Source organism: Bacillus sp. ISL-7, assembly GCF_018613065.1.
Map to the genome: position 1 here is coordinate 148089 of NZ_JAGGQW010000034.1, position 19510 is coordinate 167598.

Sequence of the window (19510 nt, forward strand, 5' to 3'; positions counted from 1 at the left end):
GTGTATGATTTTTAATAATTCTCTCTATATTCTTTAGAATCAGCGGCGAACAGTATCCTAAAGTTCTACCTTGTCCCTCTTATACATAATCTGTATGGAAAGGGGGAAAGTTAATTGAAAAAGGTATTTATCCTCATTGGTATTTGTTTAGCAGTTTGGATCGCCGTGGGTAATCCTTTTATAAAAAAGGAATCAGCAGTGCCAACAGCAAAAGAGTCAGACCCTCTTTATCAAAGTATTGTTAAAAATGCCCCTACATATGAAATACCGCCTATAGATGCGACTATTGATAGGGTCTGGAAGGCAATTCCGGGCTATAATGGGCGAGAGGTTAACATTGCAGCTTCCTATAAGCATATGAAAAACAAAGGTGTTTTTAATGAAAAGAACCTTGTCTTTACCCAGAAAAAGCCAAAGGTTCACCTCGAAGATTTGCCGCCAGCTCCAATTTATAAAGGTAACCCTAATAAACCAATGGTAACGTTTATTATTAATGTAGCGTGGGGGAATGAATATTTATCGGAGATGCTTGCTACTCTTAAAAGACATAATATAAAGGTTAGTTTTTTTTTAGAAGGAAATTGGGTCAAAAAAAACCCCGATCTTGCTAAAATGATTGTCAGTTCTGGTCATGAAGTGGGGAATCATTCCTATTCTCATCCTGATATGAAACAATTGACGGCTGGAAAAGCAAGGGAACAAATGGTGAAAACGAATGAAATTATAGAAGCGGCTACAGGGGAGAAATGTGTTTGGTTTGCTCCGCCTAGTGGCAGTTTTCGGGATGAGACAATAAAAGTTGCCAACGAATTAAAAATGATGACGGTTATGTGGACCGTTGATACGGTTGACTGGAGAAAACCATCACCAGATGTACTTATAAATCGTGTAATGACAAAAATTAATAATGGCTCAATGGTCCTTATGCATCCAACAGAAGCCACTGCGAAATCGCTCGATCGCTTAATCACGCAGATCAATCAAAAAAACCTTGAAATTGGAACAGTTTCTGAGTTAATGAGCGAAGAAAGAGTTGAGTAATAATCACAGTAAGATATACTGAGAATTGGAGAAAAAACATTTTACTAAGTATAATGATAGATGGAGTAATAGCAGCTTCTGTATATAGACTGGAGGAAGTCGATGATTAATAAATATACTTGCCAAAATGGAGTTAGAATTGTTTTAGAAAATATCCCTACTGTACGTTCAGTTGCAATAGGCGTATGGATTGGTACGGGTTCAAGAGATGAGAACCCACAAAACAACGGTGTTTCGCATTTTCTGGAACATATGTTCTTTAAAGGTACTACCACAAGGTCTGCTAAGGAAATTGCCGAATCCTTTGATAGTATTGGCGGACAGGTGAATGCGTTTACTTCAAAGGAGTATACCTGCTATTATGCAAAAGTCCTTGATACACATTCCCAATTTGCACTAGATGTGTTAGCTGATATGTTCTTTAACTCCACTTTTGTGGAAGAGGAACTAAACAAAGAGAGAAATGTAGTCTTAGAAGAAATAAAAATGTACGAAGATACTCCAGACGATATTGTTCATGATTTACTTAGTAGAGCAGTGTATGGAGATCATCCACTAGGATATCCAATACTAGGTACAGAGGAAATACTTAATACGTTTACTGGCCAAACGTTAAAGGAATATATTCATGAAAGGTATACTCCTGAAAATGTTGTTATCTCAATCGCAGGCAACGTATCTGAAACATTTATTAAAGAAGTCGAAAAGTATTTTGGATCCTATAAAGGTGCTAATAACCAAGCAATTGAAAATATACCTACTTTCCATTCGAATCGAATTTCGCGCAAGAAAGATACGGAACAGGCCCATTTATGTATTGGTTTTGAAGGATTAAAGGTTGGGCATGAAGACATCTACAGCTTAATTACACTAAATAATATATTGGGCGGCAGTATGAGCTCGAGATTATTTCAGGAAGTCCGTGAGCAAAGGGGCTTAGCCTATTCAGTTTTCTCTTACCATTCAGCTTATCAAGATAGTGGGATTGTGACGGTTTACGGTGGAACAGGTGCTAAACAGCTGAATGTACTATTTGAAACCATCCAAGAAACACTTAATAAATTAAAGCAAGAAGGGATTACTGAACGGGAATTAACTAATAGTAAAGAGCAGCTTAAGGGCAGCTTGATGCTAAGTCTTGAAAGTACAAATAGCAGGATGAGTCGTAATGGTAAAAATGAACTTTTATTAAAACGTCATCGTTCAATGGATGAAATTATTGATCAGATTGATGGGGTTACCAAAAAAAGTGTGGACGAAATGACAAAGGCCGTTTTTACAGACAACTATTCCGTGACATTAATTAGTCCAGACGGAGAATTTCCGAATACATTATCGTAAATGAAAAGAGGTATTCCATGCTGATGGATTACCTCTTTTTTTGTTGTCCTAGATACTATAGATCCACTTAACAGCGCTTGTGCATTTCTTAGTCTAAATAGGGACTTCCACTTATAAACTATTAATAAGGGGCAAATGAAGGGGGGATCTTGTATTGAGGTTAAGTGAATTAAGCGGAAAGGAAATTGTTGACGTAAAAAAGGCAGAACGGTTAGGTGTACTTGGACAAACCGATTTAGAGATTAATGAAGGCACCGGACAAATTCAAGCACTGCTAATACCTTCAATAAAATGGTTTGGTTTCCGAAAACAAGGGGAAGAAATCAGGGTTCCTTGGCAACACATTAAAAAGATAGGATCTGATATGATAATAATCGATGTACCGGATGAAGATTAATAACACTTTAGCAAAAAAAGCCCAAGCGAGTGTCAACTTGCTTGGGCTTTTTTATTTAGTATGTATGGAAAACTCACCGAATGAAGTTTACCTACATAAGATGGTGAAGTGATATATAGAAAAGGAATTCTTAGTAGGATTTTTAAAAAGAAGAAGGTGAATGTTTTCATGCTGACAGGGATGCAGATTGCCGTGATTGGCGGGGATGCCAGACAGCTGGAAATCATCCGTAAGTTAACTGAATTAGATGCGAGATTATCGCTTATTGGTTTTGAACAGCTTGATCATGCCTTTACAGGTGCAGTCAAGGAAAAGCTGGATGAGGTAGACTTTTCAACAGTGGATACCCTGATCTTGCCAGTACCTGGTACAAATTTAGAAGGGCAGGTAGAAACAATCTTTTCAAATGAAAAGGTTATTTTGACAGGGGATTTACTCTCCAAGACTCCAGAACATTGTACGATTTATTCAGGAATCAGCAATGCTTATTTAAATGGGATTACCAAGCAAGCTAAACGGACTCTTATTCAGTTATTTGAAAGGGATGATGTAGCCATCTATAATTCAATCCCTACAGTAGAAGGGACGATTATGATGGCGATCCAACACACTGATTTTACAATACATGGGTCGAATATCACGGTTCTAGGGTTAGGCAGAGTTGGTATGAGTGTGGCGAGAACATTTGCAGCCCTTGGAGCCAAAGTTAAGGTAGGGGCTAGGAAAAGTGAACATTTGGCAAGAATCACTGAAATGGGCTTAACACCGTTTCATTTGAAGGATTTGGAAAATGAAGTAAAGAATACTGATATTTTAATTAACACAGCACCACATTTAATCGTAACAGCGATGGTTATTTCTAAAATGCCATCACATACGCTCATTATTGACCTTGCATCAAAGCCGGGAGGAACTGATTTTAGATATGCGGAGAAAAGGGGAATAAAAGCATTGCTTGCCCCGGGATTGCCAGGGATTGTTGCGCCAAAAACAGCCGGCCAAATTCTGGCAAATGTTCTTGCTCAACTGCTCCAAGATGATTTACGAAAGCGAAAGGGGAAAGTGAAATGAGTTTAAAGGGTAAAAGAATTGGCTTTGGCTTAACTGGCTCTCATTGTACGTACGATGCAGTATTCCCTGAAATAGAAAAATTAGTTCAAGCCGGTGCTGAAGTAATGCCAGTGGTAACTTTTACAGTTAAAAATACAGACACCCGGTTTGGTAAAGGCGAGGATTGGATCCAGCGAATTGAAGATTTAACAGGAAATAAAGTCATTGATTCGATCGTCAAAGCCGAGCCTCTGGGACCCAAAATCCCTCTTGATTGTATGGTCATTGCTCCATTAACCGGTGTATCAATGAGTAAATTTGCCAACGCAATGAACGATAGTCCAGTATTAATGGCTGCGAAAGCAACATTGAGAAATTTAAAACCCGTTGTACTCGGAATTTCGACTAATGATGCACTTGGATTAAATGGAGTAAACTTAATGAGGCTAATGGCAACAAAGAATATTTATTTTATTCCCTATGGCCAGGATGACCCAATAAAAAAGCCAAATTCAATGGTAGCAAGAATGACGTTACTCACAGAAACAGTCGAAGCTGCGATCGAAGGGAAACAAATTCAACCAGTGTTAGTAGAAAGATATAAAGATTCTGACTAATTATCCCCCCTCATTCATCAAAAAAGGTTATTTCTTTAAAGGAATATGGTAAAATAAATTATTCTATCATCAGTGGGGAGTTTCAATACCCACTGATGAGATAATAAAAAATATGAACATGCTGGCAGCTATATAAAGGCCAATTCCTTTTTGAAATATAATGACCAGCTAGTATGGAAGGGGAACCTGTAATGAATCAACAAAATGGATATCACGTTGCTGTTGTTGGAGCAACAGGAGCAGTAGGACAACAAATGATTCACACTTTAATAAAAGAGAACTTCCCAATCAGAAAACTTACTTTATTATCATCCGCACGTTCAGCTGGTAAAAAAGTGGAGGTTAATGGACAGGAATATATCCTTGAAGAAGCAAAGCCTGAGAGTTTTGAAGGGGTCGAGATTGCCTTATTCAGTGCGGGCGGGAGTGTATCAAAGGAACTTGGTCCAGAAGCTGTTAAACGTGGTGCTATCGTGGTGGACAACACTAGCGCTTTTAGAATGGATGAGAATACACCATTAGTCGTTCCTGAGGTGAACGAAGCGGACCTTCACAATCAAAATGGTATTATTGCTAATCCCAATTGTTCTACCATCCAAATGGTTGTAGCACTTGAGCCAATCCGTCAACAATTTGGTTTGAAAAAAGTTATTGTTTCAACATATCAAGCTGTTTCAGGATCTGGTGCCGCTGCTGTCGAGGAATTAATGGAACAAACTCGTTCAATCTTAAACGGTGAAGTATATGAGCCTAAGATTTTACCTGTCAAATCAGATAAAAATCACTATCAAATTGCTTTTAATGCAATTCCACAAATTGATAAGTTTCAAGACAATGGATATACATTTGAAGAAATGAAAATGATTAATGAAACAAAAAAAATCATGCACTTACCAGAATTACAGGTTTCCGCTACTTGTGTAAGACTACCAGTAGCAGTAGGTCATTCTGAATCTGTTTATTTTGAAATTGAAGCGGATGACATAAGTGCGAATGACATTAAAGCATTATTAAAAGATGCCCCCGGTGTTATTTTGCAGGATGATCCGGAAAATCAACTATATCCTATGCCTGCGAATTGCGTTGGGAAAAATGATGTATTTGTTGGACGGATTAGAAAAGACATTGATGAGCCTCGTGGTTTCCATATGTGGGTGGTTTCTGATAACTTACTCAAAGGAGCAGCTTGGAATTCTGTTCAAATCGCAGAAAGTTTAGTTAAATTAGGTATTGTAAAATAAAGTTACATCAAAAAGGCAGGTTTTGGTGTCACCATGAAAATTATTGTTCAAAAATTTGGCGGTACATCTGTAAGAGATGAAAAAGGTAGGAAATATGCGGAAGGCCATATCGAGAAAGCTTTAGCTGATGGCTATAAAGTGGTTGTCGTTGTCAGTGCGATGGGAAGAAAAGGTGATCCTTATGCTACGGACACATTACTTTCATTAATCGATGGGAACTTAAGCAAAATCTCAAAACGGGAACACGACTTATTATTGTCCTGCGGTGAGATTATTTCTAGTGTCGTTTTTGTAAATATGTTATTGGAAAAGGGTATTAATGCTGTTGCATTAACGGGCGCTCAAGCAGGCTTCCGAACAAACAACGACCACACAAATGCAAAAATCAATGAAATGAAATGTGACAGGCTCCTAAGTGAGTTAGAGAAAAATGATGTTGTTGTGGTTGCCGGTTTTCAAGGAGCTGCAAAAAATGGCGATATTACCACAATTGGTCGTGGCGGAAGTGATACCTCAGCTGCAGCTTTAGGTGCTGCCCTTAATGCAGAATGGATAGATATTTTTACCGATGTGGAAGGAATTATGACAGCCGATCCACGCATTGCAGAAAATGCACGGCCACTTCCCATAGTAACTTACACAGAAGTGTGTAATATGGCTTATCAGGGGGCAAAGGTCATTCATCCACGAGCAGTTGAAATCGCAATGCAGGCAAAAGTACCAATTCGGATTCGCTCAACCTACTCAGATAATTTAGGAACCTTGGTAACCTCATTAAATAAAAATAATCGTGGCAGTGACATAAAGGAACGAGTTGTAACTGGAATCGCTCACGTTTCAAATGTTACGCAAATAAAGGTATTCGCTAAAAAGGATCAATATTACTTGCAAGCAGAAGTATTTAAGGCGATGGCCAATGAAGGAATCAGTGTAGATTTTATCAATATTTCGCCAAACGGAGTAATCTATACAGTAACAGAGGAAATGACCGATCGAGCAATACAGGTTTTAAACAAATTAGGTCATGATCCTGTCGTAGAGCGTCATTGTGCAAAAGTTTCTGTTGTTGGTGCAGGGATTGCCGGAGTTCCTGGAGTTACTTCGAAAATCGTAACGGCCTTATCGGATCATGGAATTCGGATACTACAATCTGCAGATAGTCATACTACGATTTGGGTACTTGTAAAGCAGGAGGACTTGGTTAAATCCGTAAATGCCCTTCATGATGCTTTTCAATTAGAAGAAGAATCATTTGAATATAATCTTTCAGATTTATAGATGATTTCACCAATTCAATGGTAAATCCTTATAAATGAATTCGAAAGAGAAAATGAGTGTTTTTAGTATGCTGGATTGTATTGAGAGGAGTAAGAATATGGTTCATTTTGGGCGAGTATCGACGGCAATGGTTACCCCTTTTGATAAAAAAGGACATATTGATTTTGCCAAGACCACGCAATTAGTGAATTTTTTAATAGAAAATGGAACAGAGTCACTTGTGGTTGCTGGAACCACTGGTGAATCCCCAACGTTAACTAAGGAAGAAAAGTTGGCATTATTTGATCATGTTGTAAAAACGGTAAAAAAGCGGATTCCCGTAATAGCAGGAACAGGAAGCAATAATACTTATGCATCTGTTGAATTGACAAAAAAAGCTGAGCAACTTGGCGTGGATGCTATAATGGTTGTCGCACCCTATTATAATAAACCAAATCAGGAAGGTCTATATCAGCATTTTAAAGCCGTTGCAGAAGCTACATCCCTGCCGGTTATGGTCTACAACATCCCTGGCCGGTCTGCAGTTAACATCCTTCCCGAGACGATCATTAGACTTTCTAAATTAGCTAATATTGTTGCAGTCAAAGAGGCAAGCGGGGATTTAAATGCAATGACACACATCATTGCCAATACGGATGATGATTTTGTTTTATATAGTGGGGACGATAGCCTGACAATCCCTGTTCTTTCCATTGGCGGTGCAGGTGTTGTTTCGGTTGCTTCACATGTGATTGGAAATCAATTGCAAGAAATGGTAAAGGCATTCTTTAATGGTGAGAATGAAAAGGCTGCAAAGTTGCATCAGCATCTCCTCCCTTTCATGCAAGGTTTATTTACTGCTCCTAGTCCTGCACCTGTTAAAACAGCCTTACAGGTAGCTGGATTAGACGTTGGATCAGTAAGGCTTCCTCTCGTAGGGCTAACAGAACAAGAACGTGGAGCGTTAATTACTTTATTAAAAAAGTTATAATGACTACCTAAAGCCAATCGAAGGATCATTCGGTTGGCTTATTTTTTGTTTAGAATTAGCATAATTATTATAAATGTTGGAAAGGTTTTCAGAAATCTAGTATAATAACTCTAACTGATCTCGATCGGAAATTAAAAAGCGGAAGCGCATGTTAACGGCGTATACTCGTTTCAACTTAGGAGGATTTACAATTTGGTACAGAAAATAAATAATTCCATTAAGTTAATTACACTTGGTGGTATAGGAGAAATCGGAAAGAATATGTATCTTGTTGAGGTGGACAAGGACATATTTATCATAGATGCCGGCTTAATGTTCCCCGAGGAAGAAATGCTTGGCATAGATATAGTAATTCCGGATATTACATACTTAAAAGAAAATAAAGACCGGGTAAAAGCAATTTTCTTAACTCATGGCCATGAAGATCATATAGGGGCTTTATCGTATGTACTTCGTCAATTAGATGTCCCTGTCTATGGAACCAAGCTAACACTTGCCCTTGCAAATGCTAAACTTAAAGAACAAGATTATTTTGGTAAAACAAATTTTATTGAGGTGGATTCGGATACGATTATTAACTTGGATGCTGTTGATGTAAGCTTCTTTAAAACCAATCATAGTATCCCTGATTCTGTTGGTGTTTGTATACATACCTCTGAAGGGATTATCGTTTATACTGGTGATTTTAAATTTGATCAAGCGGCTACAAAGCTTTATAAACCAGAAATTGGGAAGATGGCATCCATCGGAGAACAAGGGGTATTATGTTTGTTGTCTGATAGTACAGAAGCAGAAAAGCCGGGGTACACCGCATCTGAAGCAATTGTTGAGCGTGAAATGTCAAATGCTTTCTATAATGCACCGGGGAGGATTATTGCTGCTTGTTTTGCTTCAGATATAAATAGAATCCAGCATATTTTTAATGCAGCAAATGAGAATGGACGAAAAGTCGCAGTGGTAGGGAAAAGTCTTGAAAGAATTTATCATATTGCCCTTGATTTAGGATATTTAGAAGTAGCAGAGGATTTAATCATTCCTATTAGTGAGATAAAAAATTATCAAGACCGAGAAATAGTTGTATTAATGACTGGAAGTCAGGGTGAACCTATAGAGGCATTGCAGAAAATGGCAAAGCAAATTGATAAAGTGGTTAATATTCAAAAGGGAGATACCGTTTTAATCGCTGCTTCACCTCTTAGGGGTAGTGAAGTATTTTTATTCAAGACTGTTGATATGCTCTTTAGAGCCGGGGCAAATGTTATATCAGGTAAAAGAACCATCCATGTATCAAGTCATGGAAGCCAAGAAGAATTAAAATTTATGATTAACTTGATGAAGCCGAAATATTTAATACCTGTTCACGGTGAATACCGGATGCTAAAGGCTCACCGAAAATTGGCTATGGAATGTGGACTTACCGATGAACAAATCTTAATTCCAGACCGTGGTGATATCCTTGAAATGAAAGAAGGGAAGCTTGCCCTTGCTGGAAAGGTTCCATCTGGGAATATACTAATTGATGGAATTGGTGTTGGTGATGTTGGAAATATAGTCCTTCGCGACCGAAGACTTTTATCGCAGGATGGAATTCTTATTGTGGTAGTGACCTTAACAAAACAAGATCGGAAAATAGCTGCAGGACCGGAGATTATCTCAAGAGGCTTTGTTTATGTTCGTGAATCCGAGAAATTGATGGATGATTCAACAAATCTAGTTCGAGACATTGTAGAAAGAAATATTGCAAAAGATTCTTTTGAATGGTCAAGTTTAAAGCAGGATATTAGAGAAGAATTAAACCGAAATTTATATGAAAAAACAAAAAGAAGACCAATGATTCTTCCAATAATTATGGAAATCTAAAAAAGCTAAACCTATATCAAAAATGGAATATTACTCTTATTAAAATGCACTGGGGATCCAGTGCTTTTTATTTTAAGCATGAAATTACCTCCTACAGGTAAATACTAAACTATATCATGCTTGAAGGGAGTATTAGGATGAATAACGACATACAAAAAAATGAATATGAAAACCAAGAAGGCGGGGAGCCTCAAAAAGAGGAAAAACCTTCTTCTGCATTGATAGAAAAGATTCAGCAGCTAGGACAAACCAATGTTCCACAGCTTTCAACTGATTCTAAAATTCATTGTCTGACCATTATTGGTCAAGTTGAAGGACATCTAGCACTGCCGCCACAAAATAAAACAACAAAATATGAACATTTATTACCTCAACTCGTTGCAATAGAACAAAATCCAAAAATTGAGGGGGTCCTTATTATTTTAAATACGGTTGGTGGCGATGTCGAGGCGGGTCTCGCAATATCCGAAATGCTAGCGACCCTATCGAAGCCGACCGTTTCAATGGTATTAGGAGGAGGGCATTCAATAGGGGTCCCAATTGCTGTTTCATGTAACTACTCTTTTATTGCGGAAACCGCAACAATGACGATCCATCCGATCCGATTAACTGGCCTGGTGATTGGCGTTCCAGCAACCTTTGAATATATAGATAAAATGCAAGAGCGGGTTGTCAATTTTGTAACAAAGCATTCCAAAATTACTGAAGAAACATTTAAAGATTTAATGTTTGCTAAAGGTAATTTAACCAGAGATATAGGGACAAATGTCATTGGTGTTGATGCCGTAAAAACAGGTCTTATCGATGAAGTTGGCGGTCTTGGGCAGGCAATGAAAAAGTTAAATGAATTGATAGATCTTCATAAAGAAAAGAATGAAGTGTTGATTCAATGATTCTTTATACGATGATGCCACCAGAGCTCATTTTTCCATATGAGGCCAGTTCACCTAGCAATCAACAAATGGCAAGCTATCAAGGAATTCCACTCCTAGTCGAGTCTCTAGATGGGCAAAATGTTCAAGTTATCCGAATTCTGAGCACGGATCCACAGCATTATATGGATAATCAAATATGCCCTGGCGCAAAAATTTCTTTCGCGAGCCTGGAAGGATTGTCCGCATTGCAATAGTAGATTATGGTATAATCAGGGTAAGATACAAGAGCAGCCTGAATGGCTGCTTTCTTCCTTTTAACTCCTTTTACTAAAGGATGTAATATAAAAAAGGATTAAATATACCATAATGAAACAACAAGGTGATTAGATGGCAAAGAAAAAAAGAAGACAACCAAAAAAGAGAGATAACCATTTGAAAAAGACCGTTCAATTTGAATTATCCGCACTGGCTCTTTTAGCTATTGCGATCATATCAATAGCTAAGCTTGGTGCAGTTGGGAAGGCAACCGTTATCTTCTTCCGTTTTTGGATGGGAGAATGGTATATGCTCAGTTTAATTGGGCTTGTTGTGTTAAGCGTTTATTTAATGTGGAAACGGACTATTCCTTTTTTCTTCCATATTAAATTGGTTGGAAGTTATTTTATTACTTCTGCTATTCTGCTTTTAAGCCATGTCACCCTATTTCATTTGCTAACAAATGATGGGAAATTTAAAGATCCTAGTGTAATCAGCAATACATGGGAATTGTTTATGATGGAACTTAGAGGTGAAACAAGCACCACCGATCTTGGTGGGGGAATGCTTGGGGCAGTTTTATTTGCCTTATTCCATTATTTATTCGCTGAAACAGGTACGAAAATTATTGCATTTATTTTCATTTTAATTGGAATTATCTTACTTACCGGTAAATCATTTGGAGATTTCATCGGGAAAATCATGATTGTGATGGTTGATTTTTCAAAAAGTCAATGGGATGCCTTTAAAACGGATATGACAGATTGGAAACAAAAACAACGAGAGCGAAAAGCAGAAAGAATTACACAAAAAAGAAAAGAGCAGGAAAATCGTGAACAAAATCAGCCTATCTTAACTGCAGAAACTCAACCACTCCAAGAGGAAATTAGACCATCTGAGCCAATTATATCAAGTTTTGCCGATAAGGCATATGTGGAAGAAGAGGCCAAGGATAAGAATCACCGAGAAGATACAAAGGATGGAAAAGGAACTTCTGAAGAAAATGAGGATAGTATCCCACCAATCACCTTTACGGAAGTAGAGAATATTGCCTATGAGCTGCCACCACTTCGATTGCTCAATTTGCCAAAGAAAACAGATCAGAGTGGAGAATATGAACAAATTCATGCAAATGCGGCAAAGCTAGAGAGGACATTTCAAAGCTTTGGCGTGAAAGCACGAGTAACACAGGTCCATTTAGGACCAGCTGTAACAAAATATGAAGTTCATCCTGACGTTGGTGTAAAGGTAAGTAAAATTGTCAGTTTAAGTGATGACTTAGCCTTAGCACTAGCTGCTAAGGGGATAAGAATTGAAGCGCCGATTCCTGGTAAATCCGCCATTGGTATTGAAGTTCCTAACTCTGAGGTCGCTGTAGTTTCGCTTCGCGAGGTATTAGAAGCAACACAAAATGACAAGCCTGACTCCAAGCTTTTAATTGGCTTAGGCCGGGACATTACAGGTGAAGCTGTTTTAGCTGAATTAAATAAAATGCCCCATTTACTTGTTGCAGGTGCAACTGGAAGCGGAAAAAGTGTTTGTATAAATGGCATTATCACGAGTATTTTAATGCGAGCAAAGCCCCATGAAGTGAAACTAATGATGATTGACCCGAAAATGGTTGAACTCAATGTTTATAATGGAATTCCTCATTTGTTAGCACCTGTTGTAACGGATGCAAAAAAAGCATCACAAGCTTTGAAAAAAGTGGTAAATGAAATGGAAAGACGGTACGAATTGTTTTCCTACACGGGTACACGAAATATTGAGGGCTATAATGACCACGTAAGAAAGCATAATTTAGAAGAAAATGATAAACAGCCATTATTGCCCTTTATTGTGGTAATTGTTGATGAGTTGGCTGATTTAATGATGGTGGCCTCTTCGGATGTAGAAGATTCGATTACCCGCCTTGCTCAAATGGCGAGAGCAGCGGGAATTCATTTAATCATTGCCACGCAGCGGCCATCCGTAGATGTAATTACTGGGGTAATAAAGGCGAATATTCCTTCCAGAATTGCCTTTGCAGTGTCAAGTGCAACCGATTCAAGAACAATTTTAGATATGGGTGGTGCGGAAAAGCTTTTGGGAAGAGGGGATATGTTGTTCCTTCCGGTTGGAGAATCCAAACCAGTTCGTGTTCAAGGTGCGTTTCTTTCAGACCAAGAAGTCGAGGACACTGTTGAATTTGTTATTTCCCAACAGAAAGCACAATACCAAGATGAGATGATCCCAGATGACATTCCTGAAGTAACAGGTGCGGTCGATGATGATATATATAATGATGCAGTTGAGTTAATTATTGAAATGCAAACAGCATCTGTTTCCATGCTACAAAGACGGTTCCGTATTGGCTATACAAGAGCTGCAAGGTTAATAGATGAAATGGAAGCACGCGGTATCGTTGGTCCATATGAGGGCAGTAAGCCACGTGCTGTTTTACAGCCAAAACCTAAAGATAAAGAAGAACAAAGTTCATAATTGAATAAGAAGTTAGCACAAAAAAGTATAATTGAAAGTCCGGAACAGGTTAATTAACTTCTATTCACAGCCTTTATTATGTTGAAGAATACAACTCATAATAAAGGCTTTTTTCATACTATGAATAATGAGTCAAAAAAAATAATAAAATAGTAGGAGGTTACAACAATATAGAACTAGATACTAAAGTCTCATCGTAATAAATATAATACCTGCATATATCCCCGGGGATTCTAAATAGAAAATGGGTGAAAAATCCTAGTTATATTTGTGACATTACCTCGTAGCCTTTTTCGACAAATTTTTTAATAGCTATTTATTTATCCGAAAAAAAGTGTTAATATAATTTCGATTAGTAGAAATGATATCAGATGTCTGATGTCTAAGGAATAAGGCTGGAGGAAACAGCATGTCTATAAAATCAGATAACCGGCATTTATACTTACAAGTAATCGATCGGTTAAAGCAAGATATCGCTGATGGGGTATATAAAGAAAAAGAAAAATTACCTTCTGAGTTTGATCTTGCTAAACAGCTTGGTGTAAGCAGGGCCACCCTTCGTGAAGCATTGCGAATACTTGAAGAAGAAAACGTTATCATTAGACGCCACGGTGTTGGAACTTTTGTTAATGTTAAGCCATTGTTTACTTCAGGGATTGAACAACTTAATAGTGTCACTGCTATGATAAAGCAAGCTGGAATGATACCAGGAACAATTTTCCTTAGTTCATCAACGCAAGGTCCGACCGAAGAGGATGTTCGTCGTTTCTCTTGTTCTACAAGTGAGGAGATTTTCGTGATGGAGAGGGTAAGAACCGCAAATGGAGAACCGGTCGTCTACTGTGTCGACAAGGTACCAGAACGCATATTGCCAGAAACATTTTCCCATACAGAAGAATCTATCTTCAGTATTTTGGAAGATAAGGCAAACCGAAGGATTACATACGCGGTTGCTCAAATCGAGCCAATTGGCTATCATGAAAAAATTTCCCCAATTCTAGAATGCGAACCAGAAACTGCTTTGTTAGTTTTAAAACAAATGCATTTCGATGAAATGGATGAGCCAATCCTATTTTCGGTAAACTATTTTAAAGCGGACAAGTTTAGTTTTCATGTTTTAAGGAAAAGAGTTTAATTTTTTATCCTTTTTGAAAACGCAACCAGTCTTGCTATAAAAACATTTTTATTAAATCAAACAATATTCATAGGGGGTCAATACCATGAAGAAGCGGAAAATTGGAATGGCTTTATCACTAGTTCTAGCTGCTGGTACACTTTTAGGGGCATGTGGAAAAAGTGATGATAAAAGTAAAGAACCAGCTACAGGTGGAGAAAAGGCAAATAAATTCTCTGTAGGAATGGTAACTGATGTTGGTGGTGTTGATGACAAATCATTCAACCAATCTGCATGGGAAGGTCTTCAAAAGTTCGGTAAAGACAATGGCTTAACAAAAGGTAAAGGTGGATATGATTACCTTCAATCAAAATCTGATGCTGATTATTCTACTAACTTAAATACTCTTGCACGTCAAGATTTTGATTTAGTTTACGGAATTGGTTTCTTAATGCAAGCTGCTGTAGAAGAAATTGCGAAACAACAAAAAGATTCACACTTTGCAATTATTGATGCTGAAGTTAAACAACCAAACGTTGCAAGTGTTCTTTTCAAAGAGCAAGAAGCAGCATTCCTTGCTGGTGTAGCAGCTGCCCTTCAAACAAAATCTAACCATATTGGATTCATCGGTGGGATGGAAATCCCAGTTATCGAACGTTTCGAAGCTGGCTTCTTAGCAGGCGTTAAAGCTGCAAAACCTGAAGTGAAAGTGGATGTTCAGTATGCAGGTGCATTTGATAAAGCAGAATTAGGTCAAAATATCTCATCTAAAATGTATTCTTCAGGTGCGGACGTAGTGTTCCATGCTGCTGGTGGTACTGGGAACGGTCTATTCAAAGAAGCAACTGACAGAAAAGCAAAAGATCCTAGTAAAGAAATTTGGGCTATCGGTGTAGACCGTGACCAAAACGACATGGGTCCAGATATTGTTCTTACATCTGCACTAAAACGTGTTGACGTAGCGGTTCAGGATTTATCTAAAAAAGCAATGGATGGCAATTTCCCTGGTGGAAAAGTTGCATTATACGGTTTAGCTGAAGATGGAGTGGGCTTAGCGCCAATCAACGCAAAAGCAGATAAAAAAGATGCGATTGAAGCTGCAGTTAAAGAATGGGTTGAAAAGATTAAATCAGGTGCAGTAAAGGTTCCAGGAACTCGTGCTGAATTAAAGACTTTTAGTGTAAAATAATTTTTGTGAGGAATAAGCGGGATATAACTAGTGCTCGCTTTTTCCTTTCTAAGGAATCCTAACTGAAGAGTAGAATAAATATTCTACTTTTCATTTAAGATTTTAGTGGGGAGGAATTCCCTGTTTTTTTAAAATTCGGAAAGGTCTGACCTCTTACTACTGTTGGTCAATTTTTCCTTTTACCTTATCACAGGGAGTGAGAAAAGATGGAATATGTAATTGAAATGCTAAACATCCGTAAAGAGTTTAATGGCTTCGTTGCGAATGATAACATAACCCTTCAATTAAAAAAGGGTGAAATCCATGCCTTGCTTGGAGAAAATGGTGCAGGAAAATCAACCTTGATGAATGTTCTATTTGGTTTATATCAGCCAGAACAAGGTGAAATCCGTGTTAAAGGGAAACCGGTTAACATTGCAAACCCTAATATCGCTAATGATCTTGGAATTGGAATGGTCCATCAGCACTTTATGTTGGTCGATACCTTCACTGTCACTGAAAATATTATCCTTGGTAGAGAAATAACCTCAGCTGGTCGAATTGATTTAAAAAAGGCTGAACAACAAGTTCGTGAAATTTCAGAGCGCTATGGTCTAGCGGTTGACCCGCAAGCAAAAATATCCGATATTTCAGTGGGGATGCAGCAACGGGTTGAAATCTTAAAAACACTCTATCGTGGGGCAGAAATTCTTATTTTTGATGAACCTACAGCCGTATTAACACCACAAGAGATTAAAGAATTAATCCAAATTATGAAAACGCTTATTAAAGAAGGAAAATCTATTATTCTCATAACCCATAAACTTAAAGAGATTATGGAAGTTTCAGACCGTTGTACCGTCATTCGTAAAGGTAAGGGGATTGGAACTGTAACCGTAAGCGAAACAAACCCTAATGAACTTGCGAGCCTAATGGTTGGACGTGAGGTTGTCTTTAAAACGGATAAAAAGGAAGCAACCCCAAAACAAGAAATACTTGAAATCAAGGATTTAGTTGTTAAAGACCCTCGTGGTGTTATGGTTGTTAATGGTCTTAATCTTTCTATCCGTGCTGGGGAGATTGTCGGAATCGCTGGAGTTGATGGAAATGGACAATCTGAATTTATTGAAGCAATTACAGGATTACGTAAAGCTGAAACGGGCAGTGTAAAATTAAACGGCAAAGAATTGATCAATCATACTCCAAGGCAAATTACTGAATCGGGCGTAGGCCATATTCCTCAGGATCGCCACAAGCACGGGTTAGTATTGAATTTCCCAATTGGAGAGAACATGGTTTTACAAACGTATAATAAAAAGCCATTCTCAAAGAACGGAATCTTAAACTTTAGTGAAATCTATAAAAAGGCTAAATCGCTAATAAGTGAGTTTGATGTTCGTACACCAAGTGAATACACATTGGCACGTGCCCTTTCTGGTGGTAATCAACAAAAGGCGATTATTGGACGTGAAATAGACCGTAACCCTGACCTACTCATTGCGGCACAGCCAACTCGCGGATTGGATGTTGGGGCAATTGAATTCATTCATAAGCGCTTAATCGAGCAGCGCGATAATGGGAAAGGTGTCTTGCTTGTATCCTTTGAATTGGATGAAATTATGAATGTTAGTGACCGTATTGCGGTTATTTATGAGGGGAAAATCGTGGCTGTTGTTAATCCAAAGGAAACGACTGAGCAGGAACTTGGATTGTTGATGGCTGGATCGAATAGAAAGGAAGCGGGTGAACAAAACCATGTCTAAACGGTTTAAAAGTATTTTAACACCAATTATTGCTGTTTTATTAGGCATCATTGTTGGAACAATTATCATGTTATTTAGTGGGTACAATCCAATTGCGGCCTTTACTGCACTATGGAATGGCGCATTTGGAGATATCTATTATATCGGGGAAGTAGTAAGACAGTTTACCCCATATATTTTAGCCGGATTAGCTGTTGCTTTTGCTTTCCGAGTGGGCTTATTTAATATCGGGGTTGAGGGGCAATTCTTAGTAGGATGGCTTGCAGCGGTTTGGGTAGGGGTAGCTTTTGACCTGCCGCGTATTATTCATTTACCACTTGCTATCTTAGCGTCCATAGTTGCAGGTGCGCTTTGGGCATTTATTCCTGGTCTATTAAAAGCACGTTTTCGTGTGCATGAAGTAATTGTAACCATTATGATGAACTATATAGCCTTACATGTATCGAATTATCTTATTCGTAATGTAATCACAAATCATGGGGACAATTCAGGTCCTATTCATAAATCAGCAACATTACGATCTGGCTGGTTGGAAAGTCTAACTGACTATTCAAGACTTCACTGGGGTATTATTCTTGCTATTATATCTTGTTTTATAATGTGGTTCTTATTAGAAAGAACAACAAGAGGGTTTGAATTAAGGTCAGTAGGTTTTAATCAACATGCCGCACAATATGCGGGCATGAATGTTAATAGAAATATTATCCTTTCAATGGTTATTTCCGGAGCCTTTGCTGGATTAGCTGGTGCTATGGAAGGACTAGGAACATTCGAATATGACGCTGTAAAGGGTGGATTCTCAGGCGTTGGTTTCGACGGAATTGCTGTTGCATTACTAGGTGGTAATACTGCTCTAGGTGTATTTTTCTCAGCGATACTATTTGGTGTTCTAAAAGTAGGAGCACTAAACATGCCGCTTGAAGCTGGAGTACCAAATGAATTAGTTGATATCATTATTGCGTTAATCGTATTCTTTGTTGCATCAAGCTATATAATAAGAGTATTTCTTGACCGATTCAGTAAGAAGGAGGTGAAGTAAGTTGAGTTTAATGGATATTTTAATCATTCTTATTCCATCCACTTTATTATGGGCTGCTCCTCTTGTCTTCACTGCATTAGGCGGTATTTTCTCGGAGCGTTCTGGGGTAGTTAATATTGGACTTGAAGGTTTAATGGTAATTGGGGCATTTTCGGCGATCGTATTTAACTTAACTACATTTGATACATTTGGCAGTGCTACACCTTGGATAGCATTATTAATAGCAATGGCTGCAGGAGCAATCTTTTCCTTATTACACGCGGTTGCGGCAATTACCTTCCGGGCGGACCATACGGTTTCCGGTGTGGCAATAAACTTACTCGCAACAGGACTTACCCTTTTTCTTGTAAAGCTCATTTATGATAAAGGTGAAACTGGAATTATCAGTAAGGGGTTTAGCAAAATTGATATTCCTGTTTTAAAGGATATTCCTGTAATCGGTAAAATCTTCTTCCAAAATACGTATTGGACATCGTTTCTAGCAATTTTGGTTGCCATTTTAGTATGGTTTATTGTTACCAAAACACCATTTGGTCTCCGCCTTCGCTCAGTCGGTGAACATCCGATGGCGGCAGACACAATGGGTATAAATGTCACCAAAATGCGTTATTTGGGTGTCATCCTTTCCGGAGCTCTTGGTGGTCTCGGTGGTGGAGTTTATGCACAATCTATTACGTCTAACTTCAGCCACTCGACAATCAGTGGTCAAGGTTTCATGGCGTTAGCCGCAATGATTTTCGGTAAATGGCATCCACTTGGTGCATTAGGTGCTGCAATCTTCTTCGGTTTCGCGCAAAGTATCAGTATCATAGGATCAAGTTTACCTTTCTTAAAGGAAATTCCAAATGTATACTTGTTAATTGCTCCATATGTGTTAACCATATTAGCTTTAACTGGATTTATCGGTCGTGCCGATGCACCAAAAGCTAGTGGAACCCACTACATCAAAGGTAATCGATAATAGGTTGAAAAAAGAACCCCTGATTTTCTTTCAGAGGTTCTTTTTTTTGAAACAAAGAG

The 19510-nt window shown here is 38.2% G+C and carries 17 protein-coding genes; all 17 read left to right on the forward strand.

Annotated features, from left to right (window positions below):
* Positions 1–114: 114 nt before the first annotated feature.
* The 17 genes from J7E66_RS12430 to J7E66_RS12510 all read left to right on the forward strand — a co-directional run bounded on the left by J7E66_RS12430 (position 115) and on the right by J7E66_RS12510 (position 19451).
* Complete coding sequence (locus J7E66_RS12430) at positions 115–1041, forward strand: polysaccharide deacetylase family protein (RefSeq protein WP_215000386.1); 927 nt, start codon at positions 115–117, stop codon at positions 1039–1041.
* A 102-nt stretch (positions 1042–1143) separates the two neighbouring features.
* Positions 1144–2382, forward strand: a complete 1239-nt coding sequence (locus tag J7E66_RS12435) for a M16 family metallopeptidase (RefSeq protein ID WP_215000388.1) — start codon at positions 1144–1146, stop codon at positions 2380–2382.
* A gap of 154 nt (positions 2383–2536) precedes the next feature.
* Entirely contained in the window at positions 2537–2779 is a 243-nt protein-coding gene (locus tag J7E66_RS12440) for a YlmC/YmxH family sporulation protein (RefSeq protein WP_088086400.1), read from the forward strand.
* 168 nt (positions 2780–2947) lie between these two features.
* Positions 2948–3850 carry a dipicolinic acid synthetase subunit A gene (gene dpaA / locus J7E66_RS12445; RefSeq protein WP_168242784.1) on the forward strand — a complete coding sequence of 301 codons (903 nt, stop codon included), beginning with the start codon at positions 2948–2950 and terminating at the stop codon, positions 3848–3850.
* Positions 3847–4446, forward strand: a complete 600-nt coding sequence (gene dpaB, locus J7E66_RS12450; RefSeq protein WP_026566481.1) for a dipicolinate synthase subunit B — start codon at positions 3847–3849, stop codon at positions 4444–4446. Before dpaA ends, dpaB begins: the two co-directional genes overlap by 4 nt.
* 191 nt (positions 4447–4637) lie before the next feature.
* On the forward strand, positions 4638–5687 hold the full coding sequence (gene asd, locus J7E66_RS12455; protein WP_215000390.1) for an aspartate-semialdehyde dehydrogenase: 1050 nt from the start codon (positions 4638–4640) through the stop codon (positions 5685–5687).
* A 33-nt stretch (positions 5688–5720) separates the two neighbouring features.
* On the forward strand, positions 5721–6965 hold the full coding sequence (dapG, locus tag J7E66_RS12460) for an aspartate kinase (RefSeq protein WP_215000392.1): 1245 nt from the start codon (positions 5721–5723) through the stop codon (positions 6963–6965).
* Between the two features lie 97 nt (positions 6966–7062).
* Complete coding sequence (gene dapA / locus J7E66_RS12465) at positions 7063–7935, forward strand: 4-hydroxy-tetrahydrodipicolinate synthase (RefSeq protein WP_215000394.1); 873 nt, start codon at positions 7063–7065, stop codon at positions 7933–7935.
* 192 nt (positions 7936–8127) lie between these two features.
* Complete coding sequence (locus J7E66_RS12470; protein ID WP_215000396.1) at positions 8128–9795, forward strand: ribonuclease J; 1668 nt, start codon at positions 8128–8130, stop codon at positions 9793–9795.
* 137 nt (positions 9796–9932) lie between these two features.
* Positions 9933–10688, forward strand: a complete 756-nt coding sequence (locus J7E66_RS12475; protein ID WP_215000397.1) for a ClpP family protease — start codon at positions 9933–9935, stop codon at positions 10686–10688.
* Positions 10685–10924: a YlzJ-like family protein gene (locus J7E66_RS12480; RefSeq protein WP_215000399.1), complete on the forward strand. Its 240-nt coding sequence runs from the start codon at positions 10685–10687 to the stop codon at positions 10922–10924. The genes J7E66_RS12475 and J7E66_RS12480 overlap by 4 nt, the downstream gene beginning before the upstream one ends.
* A gap of 133 nt (positions 10925–11057) precedes the next feature.
* Positions 11058–13406, forward strand: coding sequence for a DNA translocase FtsK (locus J7E66_RS12485; protein ID WP_215000401.1), 2349 nt, complete (start codon positions 11058–11060; stop codon positions 13404–13406).
* Between the two features lie 409 nt (positions 13407–13815).
* Entirely contained in the window at positions 13816–14541 is a 726-nt protein-coding gene (locus J7E66_RS12490) for a GntR family transcriptional regulator (RefSeq protein WP_214714505.1), read from the forward strand.
* Between the two features lie 85 nt (positions 14542–14626).
* Positions 14627–15709 carry a BMP family lipoprotein gene (locus J7E66_RS12495; RefSeq protein WP_215000403.1) on the forward strand — a complete coding sequence of 361 codons (1083 nt, stop codon included), beginning with the start codon at positions 14627–14629 and terminating at the stop codon, positions 15707–15709.
* A gap of 206 nt (positions 15710–15915) precedes the next feature.
* Entirely contained in the window at positions 15916–17451 is a 1536-nt protein-coding gene (locus J7E66_RS12500; protein WP_215000405.1) for an ABC transporter ATP-binding protein, read from the forward strand.
* Positions 17444–18490: an ABC transporter permease gene (locus tag J7E66_RS12505; protein ID WP_215000407.1), complete on the forward strand. Its 1047-nt coding sequence runs from the start codon at positions 17444–17446 to the stop codon at positions 18488–18490. The genes J7E66_RS12500 and J7E66_RS12505 overlap by 8 nt, the downstream gene beginning before the upstream one ends.
* Before the next feature lies 1 nt (position 18491).
* Complete coding sequence (locus J7E66_RS12510; protein WP_088086413.1) at positions 18492–19451, forward strand: ABC transporter permease; 960 nt, start codon at positions 18492–18494, stop codon at positions 19449–19451.
* The last annotated feature ends 59 nt before the right edge of the window (positions 19452–19510 follow it).

Excerpts from the sequence above, each read along its gene's own strand:
- J7E66_RS12435 (WP_215000388.1), top strand. The coding sequence starts at position 1,144 with ATGATTAATAAATATACTTGCCAAAATGGAGTTAGAATTGTTTTAGAA.
- dpaA (WP_168242784.1), top strand. The coding sequence starts at position 2,948 with ATGCTGACAGGGATGCAGATTGCCGTGATTGGCGGGGATGCCAGACAG.
- dpaB (WP_026566481.1), top strand. The coding sequence starts at position 3,847 with ATGAGTTTAAAGGGTAAAAGAATTGGCTTTGGCTTAACTGGCTCTCAT.
- asd (WP_215000390.1), top strand. The coding sequence starts at position 4,638 with ATGAATCAACAAAATGGATATCACGTTGCTGTTGTTGGAGCAACAGGA.
- dapG (WP_215000392.1), top strand. The coding sequence starts at position 5,721 with ATGAAAATTATTGTTCAAAAATTTGGCGGTACATCTGTAAGAGATGAA.
- dapA (WP_215000394.1), top strand. The coding sequence starts at position 7,063 with ATGGTTCATTTTGGGCGAGTATCGACGGCAATGGTTACCCCTTTTGAT.
- J7E66_RS12475 (WP_215000397.1), top strand. The coding sequence starts at position 9,933 with ATGAATAACGACATACAAAAAAATGAATATGAAAACCAAGAAGGCGGG.
- J7E66_RS12480 (WP_215000399.1), top strand. The coding sequence starts at position 10,685 with ATGATTCTTTATACGATGATGCCACCAGAGCTCATTTTTCCATATGAG.
- J7E66_RS12485 (WP_215000401.1), top strand. The coding sequence starts at position 11,058 with ATGGCAAAGAAAAAAAGAAGACAACCAAAAAAGAGAGATAACCATTTG.
- J7E66_RS12490 (WP_214714505.1), top strand. The coding sequence starts at position 13,816 with ATGTCTATAAAATCAGATAACCGGCATTTATACTTACAAGTAATCGAT.
- J7E66_RS12495 (WP_215000403.1), top strand. The coding sequence starts at position 14,627 with ATGAAGAAGCGGAAAATTGGAATGGCTTTATCACTAGTTCTAGCTGCT.
- J7E66_RS12500 (WP_215000405.1), top strand. The coding sequence starts at position 15,916 with ATGGAATATGTAATTGAAATGCTAAACATCCGTAAAGAGTTTAATGGC.
- J7E66_RS12505 (WP_215000407.1), top strand. The coding sequence starts at position 17,444 with ATGTCTAAACGGTTTAAAAGTATTTTAACACCAATTATTGCTGTTTTA.